The sequence below is a fragment of the Acinetobacter sp. BY419 genome (assembly GCF_019038395.1).
In the GTDB taxonomy this organism is placed as follows: Bacteria; Pseudomonadota; Gammaproteobacteria; order Pseudomonadales; family Moraxellaceae; genus Acinetobacter.
Map to the genome: position 1 here is coordinate 1 of NZ_JAGFXZ010000017.1, position 14,874 is coordinate 14,874.

Annotated in this window: 11 protein-coding genes; 3 read left to right on the forward strand and 8 right to left on the reverse strand. The window is 40.9% G+C overall.

Annotated features, from left to right (window positions below):
- Positions 1–684 precede the first annotated feature (684 nt).
- Positions 685–1,881 (forward strand): PilT/PilU family type 4a pilus ATPase, encoded by a 1,197-nt coding sequence (locus tag KUG37_RS08200; RefSeq protein WP_216935501.1) that lies wholly within the window; start codon positions 685–687, stop codon positions 1,879–1,881.
- Positions 1,882–1,973: 92 nt separating this feature from the next.
- Here the strand turns inward: KUG37_RS08200 and KUG37_RS08205 are convergent, their stop codons facing one another.
- The 4 genes from KUG37_RS08205 to KUG37_RS08220 form a co-directional block, all read right to left on the reverse strand.
- Positions 1,974–3,149: an MFS transporter gene (locus tag KUG37_RS08205; RefSeq protein WP_216935499.1), complete on the reverse strand. Its 1,176-nt coding sequence runs from the start codon at positions 3,147–3,149 to the stop codon at positions 1,974–1,976.
- A gap of 240 nt (positions 3,150–3,389) precedes the next feature.
- Complete coding sequence (gene gcvH / locus KUG37_RS08210; RefSeq protein ID WP_216935497.1) at positions 3,390–3,764, reverse strand: glycine cleavage system protein GcvH; 375 nt, start codon at positions 3,762–3,764, stop codon at positions 3,390–3,392.
- Positions 3,765–3,846: 82 nt separating this feature from the next.
- Positions 3,847–4,875: an AraC family transcriptional regulator gene (locus KUG37_RS08215; RefSeq protein ID WP_216940353.1), complete on the reverse strand. Its 1,029-nt coding sequence runs from the start codon at positions 4,873–4,875 to the stop codon at positions 3,847–3,849.
- Between the two features lie 415 nt (positions 4,876–5,290).
- Entirely contained in the window at positions 5,291–7,144 is a 1,854-nt protein-coding gene (locus KUG37_RS08220; RefSeq protein ID WP_216940355.1) for an ABC transporter ATP-binding protein, read from the reverse strand.
- 207 nt (positions 7,145–7,351) lie between these two features.
- Between KUG37_RS08220 and KUG37_RS08225 the strand changes: the two genes are divergently transcribed.
- Entirely contained in the window at positions 7,352–8,008 is a 657-nt protein-coding gene (locus KUG37_RS08225; RefSeq protein ID WP_216935491.1) for a hypothetical protein, read from the forward strand.
- Positions 8,009–8,142: 134 nt separating this feature from the next.
- On the opposite strand, the gene KUG37_RS08230 is transcribed toward KUG37_RS08225, so the two are convergent.
- Complete coding sequence (locus KUG37_RS08230; RefSeq protein WP_216935509.1) at positions 8,143–9,381, reverse strand: mechanosensitive ion channel family protein; 1,239 nt, start codon at positions 9,379–9,381, stop codon at positions 8,143–8,145.
- Positions 9,382–10,384: 1,003 nt separating this feature from the next.
- Between KUG37_RS08230 and KUG37_RS08235 the strand changes: the two genes are divergently transcribed.
- Positions 10,385–12,178 (forward strand): NAD-dependent malic enzyme, encoded by a 1,794-nt coding sequence (locus KUG37_RS08235; protein WP_254202654.1) that lies wholly within the window; start codon positions 10,385–10,387, stop codon positions 12,176–12,178.
- 207 nt (positions 12,179–12,385) lie between these two features.
- On the opposite strand, the gene KUG37_RS08240 is transcribed toward KUG37_RS08235, so the two are convergent.
- From KUG37_RS08240 to sstT, 3 genes are read right to left on the reverse strand one after another with little or no spacing between them, the layout of a single operon-like run.
- Complete coding sequence (locus KUG37_RS08240) at positions 12,386–12,922, reverse strand: DUF2058 domain-containing protein (protein ID WP_216935489.1); 537 nt, start codon at positions 12,920–12,922, stop codon at positions 12,386–12,388.
- Between the two features lie 15 nt (positions 12,923–12,937).
- Positions 12,938–13,612 (reverse strand): YoaK family protein, encoded by a 675-nt coding sequence (locus KUG37_RS08245; RefSeq protein WP_216935488.1) that lies wholly within the window; start codon positions 13,610–13,612, stop codon positions 12,938–12,940.
- 42 nt (positions 13,613–13,654) lie between these two features.
- The gene (sstT, locus tag KUG37_RS08250; RefSeq protein WP_216935487.1) at positions 13,655–14,851 is read right to left on the reverse strand and encodes a serine/threonine transporter SstT; all 1,197 of its coding nucleotides are present in this window, start codon (positions 14,849–14,851) and stop codon (positions 13,655–13,657) included.
- Between the last annotated feature and the right edge of the window lie 23 nt (positions 14,852–14,874).

Genomic DNA, 14,874 nt, shown 5'->3' on the forward strand with positions numbered 1-14,874 from the left:
CCAAGCAGACGTGCACAGAAAACAGCAATCAAAGAACGAAATCTGAATCCTGTGCTTGACTTGGAAATGTCCATATAGGACATTTCTATTTGGTTATTAGGTAGGACATTTCTACTTGGGAATAACAATGCTACAATTTTATTTGAAATTCAAATACTTATTTCAAAGTTTATAGCCCGAACATCACTGTTCGGGCTTTTTTTATCTTTTTTTTATGTTCCACGATCAATAAATAAGCAATGTTCCACGGTTTTGTTCAATTTTAATAAATAATTATCCGGATTTTTGATGAGTCATTATTTCATATGCTGGAACTCAAATTAATTCATAAAACAGGAGAGTTGGTTAATTATAAGGAAGGAAAAATGTGTTATGACTTTCGTAAATGTTAAATATGCCGTTCAATCACATTTTATGCATCGCAAATGACAAATAATGAATCGTCTGACAGAATTTTATCTTTAAAATTACAACCTTATTTTTTTGGCAGAGGTTTTAAAAAGTATGACTACCTCTATTTAATTTAATTTTTATTGAAGTGCGTCACATAAGTATCAAAAAAATATTTCTTTATAAATCAAATGAATTTGAGCCTATTCATAAAACGCTGCACAATGAAATAAAATATATTGGCATAAATCTAAGATCAAGATTTGTGCAGTTTTGCATTTCCGGGGGAAGAAAATGTTCACGGCAGAACTGTTGGACGAAGCAAAAAAATTCATGCATCACATGCTGACCAAAGTGGTGGAATATGGCGGCTCAGATTTATTTATTACGGCTGATTTTCCACCGAGTATTAAACATCAAGGCTTAATGAAACCTTTTGGACAGCAAGAACTCACAGCTGAAAAAACCAAACTGTTTGCCTATAGCCTGATGAATGATAAACAGCGTAAAGAATTTGAAGCTCAACTTGAGTGCAACTTTGCGATCACTGTGCCGGGTATTTCCCGTTTCCGGGTCAATGTCTTCCAGCAGCAGCTTAATGTTGGCATGGTAATTCGTACCATTACCGCAGAAATTCCAAACTTCCAGAAGCTTAAACTGCCTGACTCACTTAAACATGTGATTATGGAAAAACGTGGACTGGTACTGGTGGTTGGAGGAACGGGTTCAGGTAAATCGACTTCTCTGGCGGCAATGATTGACTACCGGAATGAAAATTCAGCGGGACATATCATTACCGTGGAAGATCCGGTGGAATATGTACATAAACATAAAAAATCCATGATTACCCATCGTGAGGTCGGCGTGGACTGTCACTCTTGGCACAATGCACTGAAAAATACCTTACGTCAGGCTCCGGATGTGATTCTGATTGGGGAAATCCGTGATACAGAAACCATGGAACACGCGATTGCCTTTGCGGAAACCGGGCATCTTTGTCTGGGAACACTGCACTCCAACAATGCCAACCAGACTTTAGACCGGATTATCAACTTTTTCCCGGAAGAACGCCGGAATCAGTTATTGATGGATCTGTCTTCAAATATGAAGGCCATTATTTCACAGCGTTTAATCCGCACCCAGGATGGAAAAGGCCGTCGTGCAGCGATTGAAATCCTGTTAAATACACCACTTATTTCTGACCTGATCTTGAAAGGGGAGTTCCATGAGCTGAAAGCGATTATGGCGAAATCACGTGAACTGGGTATGCAGACTTTTGACCAAGCTTTATTTGAGCTGTATAACCAGGGTGAAATTTCTTATGAAGAAGCTTTGCGCAATGCCGACTCCACCAATGAGTTACGTTTGCAGATCAAGCTGAAAAGTAACCGCCAGGACACTGCCGCAGTCACAGAACCGACTCAGTTTTCAATGATGCAAGACTCAAAAGTTGAGGAAAAAACAGCAGAAGGCCAACCAGTAACTGAATAAAAATTTTCTGATAAAACAGGCGGGCTTTTTGGGGGGAGTTCCTTAAGCTCTGCCTGTTTTATTTAACTTATTTATAAGCCATTAAATATGAACTAGGCGGGTTTAGCTTGTACCACCAGCTTAAAATAAATAATGCTGCTGAGGGTTAAAATACCGCACAGTATAAAAGTAAACTGATAACTATAAACTGCAATGATGGCACCAATAAACAGTGAACCAATGGCAATACCCAAATCATAGAACGTATAAAAAGTTGAGGTTGCATAGCGAATTCGATGCTTGGATGCACGTTGAATCGCTAAGGTTTGCATACACGGTTGTACACTGCCAAAACCCACTCCAACCATGACCGCAGCCAGCATAAATCCCCATAAGGTCTGAATCTGGCTCAGTAAAAACAGCCCCCGACTAAAAGCCAGCAGTGCTGGATAAATCACATATTGCGGACCTTTACGATCATAAATTTTTCCAGTGATCGGACGTAGGCTCATCATGGAAATCGCAAATACTACAAAGAATAAACCGGCATAGGCCATTAAATCCTTGCTGGCTACAAATGGTGCGATAAAAGACATAATGCTGGCATAAGAAAAAGAAACCAGCATGGCTAATACCGCAACGGGCAGCACTTTCTTTTCCACAAAATCAGTCAGGCCAAGTGATATTTTCATGTCGGACTTTTTGACGATTTTTACAGGCCCTTTAAACGGAATCAGAAAACAGAAGACAAATCCGATAAATACCATAGCGATCAACAGGGTGCTAACCTGAAAATAAGACCAGTATTCAATCAGACTCAGACCAATTAAAGGACCCAAGACACTTCCCAGATTTACAGACATGACAAAATAGCCCATGCCTTCGCCTTTACGCTGTTCTGGAATAAACTGGTTTACGACAGGCACACAAACTGTAGTCAAGATACTAAACCAGATGCCATGCAAGAAACGGATGATAAACAGAATCGTGAGCTGATCAGCGAGCAGGTAAGCTAATGAAAAAAGACTGAAAAATATTTCTGAGACAATTAAAGTTTGACGTATGCCGAATTTATCGATAATTAAGCCAATAAAAGGACGCACTGTAATGGCGGAGACTATAAATAAGGTCATGGCTAGACCAACCTGGGTTAGATTACCGCCTAACTCTTTTAAGATGTAAATCGGCAGAATTGTGGTTTGTGCAAAATAGGAAATAAATAAAAACAGGTTGTTGGCCAGACAAAGTACAAATGACCTGGTCCATAGTGGCGCTGCAATGGTGTTCATGATCTTCTGGGAATTATATGCTGTGTGACGCAGGGCCTAGCACGAGAGTTTATTGTTATAAATAAGCGTGACCAATCAGGGAGTGAAGCGAGTGTCGTAGCAAACTTTAAGAAAAATATGTGAAAAATACAATAATATTCTGATAGAAGTACACGGAATTTAATTTAGATTGGAAATCTAAAGCATTTAACTACCATAAAAAAATCAGCCCAGAGGCTGATTTTCTAAATTTAAGCGGGTTTATAGGCCAGCTTCATATTCTGTATTTGAAAGCAGTTTTTCGACATCTGCCATATTGTCTGGTTTTATTTTGTAGATCCAGCCCTTGCCATATGGGTCGTCATTAATGAAATCAGGATCATCTTCAAGATCAGGATTGATTTCAACTACTACGCCAGACACCGGCGCATGAATATCAGATGCAGTTTTGACCGATTCAACCACACCGGCTTGTTTACCCGCAGTGATGTGTGAATCAAGATCGGGGGCTTCAACATAGACTAAATCACCTAATGCATCCTGTGCATGGTCGGAAATGCCGGTCACAACAAGATCACCCTCAATGCGCACCCATTCATGTGTACTTGCGTACTTTAATTCTGCAGGATGATTCATTGATAACTCCTTAAAAATCTTAAGATCATTTTTGACATGTTTTATACATTCTTTTTGGTCAAAACAAAAGGCTTATGACCCTTTATAAATAAGGATCTTTGCGCCAGTTGCTCGGGCTGCGACCACTCCAGCGTTTAAATGCACGGCTAAAATTGGCGACATCACTATAACCGAGTTCATCTGCAATCTGTTCCAGGGTAAAGTCTGTCCGGGACAATAACGAAGTGGCATGCCGGTAACGTACTTCATCGACCAGGGTAGAAAAAGAGGTACCTTCAGCCGCCAGTTGCCGTTTTAAGGTGCGGTCAGACATATGTAGTCGATCTGCCACACTTTCAATACTCAGATAATGCTGTTCGGCATGGGTCAAGATATCTCGAACCCGCATCGCAATCCGGTGCCGTTCCCCCAAGGCAGAAAGTTCCGTTTCACACTGGTTAATCGCAATCTGGCTGGCAATCGGATCGGCATGCACCAACTTGTTCATCAAATAATTTTTATCAAAGCTCAGAATTAAATGCGGCTGTTCAAAACGGAACTGATGTGTTGGAAATTTGGTGCTAAAGCGTTCGAAACCTTCCGGCTTTTTAAAGTCAAAGTCGATTTCTCCAGTCGCATCGTTAACCCCTGTAATGGCTTTGGCCATACTGATCAGACCGATCATCAATGCAATTGAAATTTCGGTACGCAGGGGTTCTAGCTGGATATCGGTTTGCAACTGTACCGTTGCCTTCGCACCAAAGGTCGAAAAAAATAGTTGCAGGAAGGGTAAACGGAGCTGAATAAATCGATTCGCCAGTACCAGCGCATCGGTAATATTATTCGCCGTCATGATGGCATAACCAATGAAGCCATGAATCGAGATCCGCATCTGTGTGCCGAGATGGTAGCCCAGGGTGGGTTCACCGGTCAGTTTCAGGGCATATTTGACCATTTCATTGGCTACATGGGGCGGAATACGAAAATCAGGATCAGCCAACTGTTCACTGCTCAGGCCGAAAGGTTTAAAAAGCGACTCATTATTATAACCCCAGCGGGAAATGACATCGAGAAGCAAGAGACCGTAAACACCTGGAATTCCTTGATCTTGGCGTGGAGCAATTGTTTTCATGCGCGATCCGTTGCACTCACTCAAATTTTTTATTCATGGATGGATATTGGCACGACACCGCCAGATTTTTCATTAAAATTGTTGGACAAAATTTTGGCGATTGTTACTGAGCCAATGGCAGATTAGCCTGAATTCGGCATTAAAATCAATTTAAACCACATAATTTTATTGATGAAATCAAAAAATATTTTAATGAACAAGTGTTATCCCGGCAGCTGGTCGCTTAAACGCTATGATGGGGCTTGCCTTGATAGAAGTGAATAGACAGCACTTTATCAGAGTGCTGTAAGCGCCTGTTTATCGGTAGGGACAATTTTAAAATGACAGGCCTGGACAAAATATCCTTTGTGTCAGACCTGTTCAGCATTGAAGACCATCAGATTGTCAGAAACTTTCAAATCTTCCCGACACCGTATTATTCATGAGCATTTGATGCTTTAGCCTGTTGCTGAAGTAGCATACCGCCAGTTTGACGTTGCCAAAGCTGGGCATAGATTCCATTTAATGCCACCAGTTCATCATGGGTACCTTGCTCGGCAATTCGACCTTGATCCAGTACAATCAGACGATCCATTTGGGCAATGGTAGAGAGTCGATGCGCAATTGCAATCACGGTTTTACCTTGCATCAAATCGTCCAGGCTGTTCTGAATGGCGGCTTCAACTTCAGAATCCAGCGCACTGGTCGCCTCATCCAGAATCAGAATCGGGGCATCTTTTAAGAATACCCGTGCAATTGCAATCCGCTGACGCTGACCACCAGAAAGTTTCACGCCACGTTCACCCACATAGGCTTCATAGCCTTTTTTACCGCGTAAATCAGTCAGATTCGGAATAAACTCTTCTGCTTTGGCCTTACGCACTGCTTCAAACATTTCTTCATCAGTCGCATCAGGACGACCATATTTGATGTTTTCCGCGACAGTACGATGCAGCAGCGAAGTGTCTTGAGTCACTAAAGCAATATTCTTGCGCAAACTGTCCTGAGTGACATCGTCAATATCCTGACCATCGATCAAGATTCGGCCCTGGTCAAGACGATAAAAGTGTAGTAATAGCTGAATCAGGGTAGATTTTCCGGCACCCGAACGACCGACAATACCAATTTTCTCACCTGGTCGAATGGTCAGATTGAACTGGTCAATTACATTTTTATCATTATAGGCAAAGCTGACATTTTCGAATTTAATTTCACCATGCTGAAGTTGTAGCTCTTTGGCACCCGGTTTATCTTCAATGGCAATCTTGCGACCCAAAGTTTTCATACCATCCTGAATGGTACCGACATTTTCAAACAGGGCAGAAGTCTGCCACATCATGAATTCAGCAATACTGTTTAGTTTGAGTACCATGGCCGTGGTTGCTGCAATAATACCCAGTTCGGCCTGTCCTTCCATCCACAGCCAGATCGCGGTACCCAGGACGCCACCGTACAACACCACACTCAGGAGTAAAATACTGATTTCGTATTGGGCACCCAGACGCATCTGTTTATGCACTGTTAGCATAAATTCCTGCATGGACGTTTTGGCATACTCGCTTTCGCGGCCAGCATGGGCAAACAGTTTGACCGTCTGGATATTGGTGTAGGCATCTGTGATCCGACCGGTCATGACGGCACGGGCATCTGCCTGGGCATTGGAAATTTTGCTCAAACGCGGAATAAAATAATAAGCCGCACACATAAACAGCAGTAACCATACCATGAGAGGAATAACTAAATAGGGAGAAATATTGCCCAAAACAATATTGATGGTGATAAAGTAAATCAGCACATAAGCCAGCATGTCTCCCAGAATGACCCAGAATTCACGGATTGCCAGCGCCGTTTGCATGACCTTGGCCGATAGACGTCCGGCAAAATCATTATGGAAAAAATCCAGACTCTGTTTCATCAGTAAATTATGAAAGCGCCAGCGTAAACGCATCGGAAAGTTGCTATACAGGATCTGGTGTTTGATCAGGGATTGTGCGCTAGCGAAGAAAATATTGGCCAGCAGAATAATACTCAGCAAAGTCAGATTACTGGCATGTTGCTCCAGAAAAGTATCTGGCTGGCTTTTACTGAGCCAATTTACCAGATCCCCGATTTTTGAGTAGAGTAAGGCTTCAAAGCTGGCAGCACCGGCCGTACACAGCACCAGAATCAGTAAATAACGGCGTACACCGTAGGCTGCCTGCCAGACAAATGGAAAAAACTTGGTCGGTAAAGGTTGATTCAGATTTTTGGTGGGATAGGGATCAACCAGTCTTTCAAGCCATCGAAACATTAGCGTACTCTTATCATGCATTTTGCTTTGTAGTGATTATAAAGGATTGAATTTTTTTAAGCCTATGATTAGATGAAATAGCCACAAAATTATTATCAAAAACAGACTTTAATTTCATGATAGATACGCAACTCTAAATCCATAATTATATTAAGGTTTAAACCATTTTTTCATAATGAAAAGCATCACAAACGAGAGAAATTAGATATGAGTATTTGGGTAGTGGCCAGCCGTAAACGAGGCTCAGGAAAAACCACGATTGCTATGCATATAACCGAGTTATTACGAGGACAAGGCTCGACGTTACTCATTGATGCCAATCTGGAACCAAATGGTTATGAATGGGCGAATCTGAAAAATAAACAATTTTCTTTCGAGCATCTGGATATCTTAAAACAGGATAGCCATAGTCTGGATCACCGTTTGGAGATGCTGAAACAGCAGTTCACCTATATTATTGTTGATATTGATGGCCAGGATACACCTGCCTTACGTTCAGTCCTGAAACATGCAGATAAACTCATTATTCCCAGCTCTATCGATCCAGAAGATATTCAACTTGAAACCGAACTGGTGCAATTAGCGATTGGAATCGCCCAATATAATACTCAATTAAAAGTTTATACTGTACTGAATAAGATACCTGAACAGCTGCAACTTGCGGAAATGAAACAGACACAGAACCTGCTCAAGAATATTTCAGGTACCCAGTTTCTGAATACAGTCATTTATGAGCATCGAAGCTATCAGAATTTATTATTAAATGGTGAAAGTATCGGTAAAGAGCAATTCGAATCAGAACATGATTTTTACAAAATGCTACAAGAGCTTATGGAGCAGCGGTCGTCTACAATTTCAGCGTGACCATCTAAATATCGGATCTAATATTTGTTTAGATTTTAGATTTTTATTCTTTTATGCATACACAGACCAATAAATAACAGCCTGAAATGACTCAGATTTCAGGCTGTTATTGATGGATTAGCTTTTCTGAATAGTTAAGAAACGCTGAATGATTCCTTGATGTCGAAGCCTGAAGGTGCTTGGTACACCTTTAACCCAAATTCTGGAATAATCGCCAGCAAGTGATCCATAATATCGGACTGGATATTTTCATAATCTGCCCAAGCTGTGGTATTGGTAAAGGCATAAATCTCTAAGGGTAAGCCTTCACTGGTCGGTTGTAACTGACGCACCATCAGAGAGTGATTTTTACTAATGCCCGAATGTTGTTGTAGATAAAACTCTACATAAGCACGGAAGGTGCCGAGATTGGTTAAACGGCGCTGGTTATACTGAGAATGATGGCTCAGTTGCAGGTTAAACTGTTCCAGTTCTTCTGCCTTGCTATTGAGATATTGATCCAGCAGAAGGAACTCTTTCAGCTTGTCCTGTTCTTCTATCGTCATGAAATGCACGCTGCTTTGATCAATCTGAATGGAACGCTTAATCCGGCGAGCACCGGCTTCCTGCATGCCACGCCAGTTTTTAAAAGTATCGGTGACCAGTTTGTTGGTAGGAATCGTTGTCACTGTTTTATCGAAATTTTGTACCGTAATAGTATGTAATGACATATCAATGACATCGCCGTCCGCATTTAAAGATGGCATTTCAATCCAGTCACCAATACGCACCATGTCATAAGATGAAATCTGTACCGAAGCCACCAGTGATAAAATGGTATTTTGGAATACCAGCATCAGTACCGCGGCCATGGCACCAAAACCGGCCAGCAGGGTAAAGACATCTTTCTTTAGGAAAGTCCCCAGAATCATCAGACCACAGACGATGAAGATGATCAATTTGACCAGTTGTAAATAGCCTTTAATCGGCTTGTTACGTGACTTCGGATTGCGCTGATAAATCAGGTTGAAAATATTCAGCAGTTCACCAATCGCCAAGGCAATGGTCAGGAAGATGAAGGCTTGCGCACCCATCTGGATAAAGGTTTCAACCTTGTCAGATAAATGCGGAACGGTGGTAATCCCGTTCATAATTACAATTGCGGGCACAATATTGGCTATGCGACGAATGACGCTATGCTCGGCAATAATTTCATTATGGGCAAAAGGCATTTTGGAAATCAATTTGCGAATTCCGCGAACGACGACCTGTTTGGCAAACAGGTTCGCCATAATGGCCAGTACAATCACAATGCTCAATGAAGTGAACATTTCTAGCCAGGGATACTGATCTGCCCAGACTTGTATATTCTCGATCACCTTAAACTGTTCCAAGTTATCTTTTCTCATGCAATTCAAAATAGTTATAGAGTTTATAGCCTTAGCAGGAGTTTTTAAATTTTAAATAAACTTTTAATACATATCCTCATACGCTGTTTACCATAAAAAGGCTAAAAACTCTCAGGAAAAATGATTCTAAAATACAGAACTTGCTTCATTTCCAGCTTTATATCCTAGAGATTTGATACTAAATATTTTTATCTGTCATAAGTTTTTATTTTTTAAATATATAATATTTTGGGTTACAAAATACATATTTGTATTTTTGTTAATAATTAATATGATTAATTCCACTATCTATTTATATCTTCATAAATATAAAGAGTAATATTATTTTAATTATGCTGGAAAAATAATTTAATTTGCTTTTTAATTTATTGATAAGAATTGAAAATTAAATTTTAGATAGGTAAGTGTGAAGTGGATGCTTTGGTATGTGTATATGCTGAAAATCTTCAATTCGCTATCTTATTTAATTTAACAAAAACTGAAAATGATATGCAGGATTTAATATCAAGACCATACTATTTAATATGGGTTCTGGTATCAAATGAGCTGACCCAACTATTATACCAGCTCAAGAAAATCTTAATTCTTATGAATTCAATATCATGCTAGGTGTTCAAGTGGCAGGAAATAGTGCAAGGCAATCAGTCATTATGCATAACTTCCTCACTCTATCTGGATTATTGTAAGAGATTGTCATGAATTAACAGAATCATATATATAAATAACTGAAATAATAAAGGTATTTTAAACACCCTAATTGGGTTGAAGATAATTTTTCTTATCATCAGTTTTTTGAAATTATGAATATATTGTTTAAAATGCAATGACAAAAAATATTTCATTCAAAAATTCTCCAGTTGTGTGAGGAAAATAAGAGAGGAAGATTCTGATAAATATAAATTCAAAAAATGTGATTGGCCATCGATCAGCTGATGCTTAATCACAATAATTTCTAAAAAATCCTATAATTATTTTAAAAGGTATGAATATGTATACTCGCCAAGCTAAAGTGGTTATTGAAAATAACCAGCGCAAATTTCAAACTACTGCACGCGGCTATGAAGTTTTGCGTGATCCTGCCTTAAATAAAGGTACTTCATTTAGCTTAGAAGAAAGAAAAGCTTTGGATTTAACCGGTATTTTACCACCCGTGGTTACTATTGATATGGAAGTACAATTAAATCGTACCTATCTGGCTTATCAAGAATGTAAGAGTGATTTAGATAAGCATATTTATATGTGGCGTCTGCATGATAATAACGTAACTTTGTTTTATGCATTATTACAACGTCATATGCTGGAAATGTTACCCGTAGTTTATGACCCAGTTGTGGGGGAGGCAATTGAAAATTATAGTGAAATCATGACACGCCCACGTGGTGTTTTCTTGAGTATCAATGAACCTGAAAGTATCGAAGAAAAGCTTCGGTCGTATGGTGCTGAGTCGGGAGATATTGACCTGATAGTCGCTTCCGATGCTGAGGAAATTCTGGGAATCGGGGACTGGGGTTCAAATGGTGTCGATATTTCCATCGGTAAGCTGGCGGTTTATACCGCAGCAGCGGGAATAGATCCACACCGAGTCATCCCAGTTATTCTGGATGTAGGCACCAATAATGAAAAATTACTGAATGATCCGTCCTATGTGGGGAACCGGCATGAACGTATTCAGGGAAAAGTATATGATAATTTTATAGATGCTTATATAAAAGCTGCAAGAAAGTTATTTCCGCAAGCTGTTTTACATTGGGAAGATTTTGGTTCGACCAATGCCCGCCGGATTTTAGACCGTTACCGTGAAACTCTTCCAACATTTAATGATGATATTCAGGGTACCGGCGCTATTGTAATGTCGGGTCTGTTAAATGGAGTTAAATTAAGTCGAACACCGTGGACTGAGCAGCGGGTAGTGATCTTTGGCGCAGGAACTGCAGGTTGTGGTATTGCTGATCAAATCTGTTCCCAAATGATTCGTAGCGGTCTGACGAAAGAAGAAGCAATTTCACGAATCTGGTTGATCGACTTGCCCGGGTTATTAACTGAAGATATGCAAGACGGTCTTTTAGATTTCCAAAAAATCTATATGCGTAAAAATGCTGAAGTTTCCAGTTTTAGCCGTGTTGTTAATCATACTGCGGTAGAAGCAAGAACACGTTGGCCCCATATGGCAGCATTACAGGCAAAAGCCAATAAAAATAAAGGGATCATTGATCTTGCGGAAACTGTTGCACATGTAAAACCAACAATTTTAATAGGTACTTCTACTACGCCGGGTCAATTTACAGAACAGATTGTAAAAAACTTGGCCAGTCATGTTGAGCGTCCTATTATCTTTCCATTGTCTAATCCGACCTTGTTACATGAAGCCACACCACATCAGCTGATCGAATGGACGAATGGGAAAGTATTTGTGGCAACCGGAGCACCATTTGATGATGTTATTTATAACAATGTGCGCTATAAAATTGGCCAGGCCAATAATGCAGCACTTTATCCAGGTCTGGGTTTTGGTGCAATTGTTGCCAAAGCGCAAAAAATTACTGATGAAATGATTTTTGCTGCCGCCCAGGCTGTCGCCAGTCAGGCAAGTTTAGGTTCTGAAGGTGCCTCATTATTACCATCCAATGCGGATCTAAGAGTGACTTCCAGTGTGGTTGCCTTAGAAGTACTTCGTACCGCACGTGATCAAGGGATTTCTGATCTTAAATCAAAAGAATCTGATGTTGAGGTGGTTCGTCAGGCTGCTTGGTGGCCAGTATATGTTCCTGTAGAAGCAATCTGATTTCAGGTTAAAAATGAAGGTGTAGTTGAACTGTTTTAAGCTGCACCTGTTTATTCTAAAAACAGCTTTAATCTCGTTACAACAGATGGAATGGATGGTATTTGCAAATTTTATAAGTCAATTTTGACTGATTTAAATTGAGGTCTTTAGCGTAAAGTTTAAAAAACCGGCCTGAGCCGGTTTTTTGTATTCGATACAAGAATGCGATTACCACATCAAATCATCTGGAATGACATAAGCTGCATACGGATCTTCTTCATCAGTGATTTCTTCATTTTTCTCTGAATTATTCACAATGATAAAGCCTTGCATCTTGGCATTAATACGATCTCCCAAGGCTTTAGGCAAAAATGCATAGCTGTCATTTTCACGTGCAATTACCAGACTGCCTGCTACCAGTGCATTATAGATCTGCTGGTTCAGATAGATTTTTTTGATTTTGCTGTCATCAATAAACTGGTATACCGCATCGCCATCCGTATCGCGGATTTTGTGCTGATCAATCATCTGGATGATTGCTGCTTTCAGCTCTTTTTCCTGTAATGCCGCTTTTTTTTCAAGCTCTAGCGCCTGATCTCTGGCCATTTTTTGCTGTTTGTCTTGCTCAATTTTTGCCTTGATTTCAGCTTCCGTGCTGTCACCGGTGCGTTTTTCGTGCACAGCCTGTTTAGACAGTTTTTTGGCTTTTTTATTATCGACCAAACCTGCCTTTAACAATTGTGCCTGCAATGCATTTTTAACCATGAGAATGTCCAGATATTAGTCGTGTAGATGTCGATAACGTAAATAAATCACCCAATACGTGAGACTGAGAATCAGGCTCAGCACTGCCGGGATCAGGAATGAGTTTAATTTTAAATAAGGATAAACCCAGCTGGCAAGAATACCACCGCTAAAAAAACCAAACAAAATGAGCAGATGCAGAACCACGCGTCGTGATTCTACTTCCAAGCCACGCAAACGGTAGCCCATTGCCAAGCCAAGGTCCGTCAGTACGCCAGATAAATGCGTGGTGCGAATAATTGCACCTTTATAATGGCTCACCATGGCATTTTGCACGCCCATGGCGACACAGGCCCAAAGCAGGGCATAACGCGGAAAATAGGGTAATAATAACCAGCAGATCAGAATAAAAAAAGCCACCAGGCTTAAAGGATAACCATAAAGCCGCCCCAGGCTAAAGTGGCTATTTCCAAGAATCAGCCCGCTATATAAGGAGCCAATGACATAGCAGAGTGTGACCAGAAAGAGATAAAGGATCTGCTCGGGGTGCCAGTCCAGCAGCGCCATGGCCAGCATACTGACGTTGCCGGTCATATGTGAAACAGACTGGTGCAGTACCGTTACCAGTCCAAGGACGTTAATCATACCGGCATTGACGGCAAGAAAAAACGCCCCTAATTGCACCCAGGTAGGTAAACGATGTAATGGCATAACAACATCATTGGCTAAACATACTGATTATTCAATATAAAATCATTTTGATGCGCGGTCTACTGCTGTAGTAAATAAAACATCAGTCGATGAGTTTAGCGCGGTTTCAGTAGAATCCTGCAACACACTGATTACCATACCAATAGCCACCACTTGCATGGCGATATCTGAAGAAATACCAAACAGGCCACATGCGACTGGAATCAATAACAATGAGCCACCGGCAACACCAGAAGCACCACATGCCGAGATTGTTGCCACTACCGAAAGAATGAGCATGGTGGTGAAATCTACGTTAATTCCCAAGGTATTCACGGCAGCCAATGACAATACGGTAATCGTGACAGAAGCACCGGCCATATTGATTGCAGCACCGAGAGGAATCGCAATACTTGCAGTCGATTCTTTGACCCCTAAACGTTTTGCCAGATCCAAGTTTACTGGAATGTTAGCTGCCGAACTACGGGTAAAGAAGGCGGTAATACCACTTTCGCGCAAGCAGGTGAAGACTAGTGGATATGGGTTGTTTCGCGTGATTAAGGCAACGAGGAGCGGATTAATCACCAGTGCGACAAAAGCCATCGTTCCGAGCAACACGGTAAGTAAATGCACATAACTGGTCAGTGTGTCTAGACCAGCCTCAGCAAAAGTCACCGCAACCAGACCAAAAATACCCAGAGGTGCAAAACTGATCACTAAACGAATCACATAATTCACCGCAAAGGCTGCATCATTCAAAAGCGTTTTGGTGGTATCCGATGCATGACGGAAGGCGATACCTAATGCCACAGACCAAGCCAGGATGCCAATAAAGTTTGCTTCAGCAATCGCAACAACCGGGTTAGAGACAAAGCTAAGTAGCAAATTTTTCAGAATTTCTAACAGACTGCCTGGTGGCTGCAAGTCAGCTTGTGCAGCAGCATCCAGGAACAACGTACTCGGAAATAAAATACTTGCAACCACAGCACTCAGTGCAGCCAGGAACATACCTATTGCATACATCATCATAATCGGTTTGATGGCTGCGTTAGATTGACCCACTTTAAAATTCGCGATAGAAGCTAAAACTAAAACGAAAACCAGAATCGGTGCAACAGATTTCAAGGCTTTAATAAACAGGTCGCCCAATAGGCTTAATGAGGGAGTAGCTTCGGGAAATACCACAGCCACACCCACACCTAAAATAATGGCGATGATGATTCGAGAGACTAAGCTCATGCGCGTAAGGGCAGAAAACATAAGGTTGCCTTGTGAAAATTACG

What these genes read in the sequence shown, in the direction of transcription:
- KUG37_RS08215 (WP_216940353.1), bottom strand. Translation starts at nt 4,875, where the DNA reads ATGAAAACAATTGCTCCACGCCAAGATCAAGGAATTCCAGGTGTTTAC.
- KUG37_RS08240 (WP_216935489.1), bottom strand. Translation starts at nt 12,922, where the DNA reads ATGGTTAAAAATGCATTGCAGGCACAATTGTTAAAGGCAGGTTTGGTC.
- KUG37_RS08245 (WP_216935488.1), bottom strand. Translation starts at nt 13,612, where the DNA reads ATGCCATTACATCGTTTACCTACCTGGGTGCAATTAGGGGCGTTTTTT.
- KUG37_RS08220 (WP_216940355.1), bottom strand. Translation starts at nt 7,144, where the DNA reads ATGTTTCGATGGCTTGAAAGACTGGTTGATCCCTATCCCACCAAAAAT.
- sstT (WP_216935487.1), bottom strand. Translation starts at nt 14,851, where the DNA reads ATGTTTTCTGCCCTTACGCGCATGAGCTTAGTCTCTCGAATCATCATC.
- KUG37_RS08205 (WP_216935499.1), bottom strand. Translation starts at nt 3,149, where the DNA reads ATGAACACCATTGCAGCGCCACTATGGACCAGGTCATTTGTACTTTGT.
- gcvH (WP_216935497.1), bottom strand. Translation starts at nt 3,764, where the DNA reads ATGAATCATCCTGCAGAATTAAAGTACGCAAGTACACATGAATGGGTG.
- KUG37_RS08235 (WP_254202654.1), top strand. Translation starts at nt 10,385, where the DNA reads ATGTATACTCGCCAAGCTAAAGTGGTTATTGAAAATAACCAGCGCAAA.
- KUG37_RS08225 (WP_216935491.1), top strand. Translation starts at nt 7,352, where the DNA reads ATGAGTATTTGGGTAGTGGCCAGCCGTAAACGAGGCTCAGGAAAAACC.
- KUG37_RS08200 (WP_216935501.1), top strand. Translation starts at nt 685, where the DNA reads ATGTTCACGGCAGAACTGTTGGACGAAGCAAAAAAATTCATGCATCAC.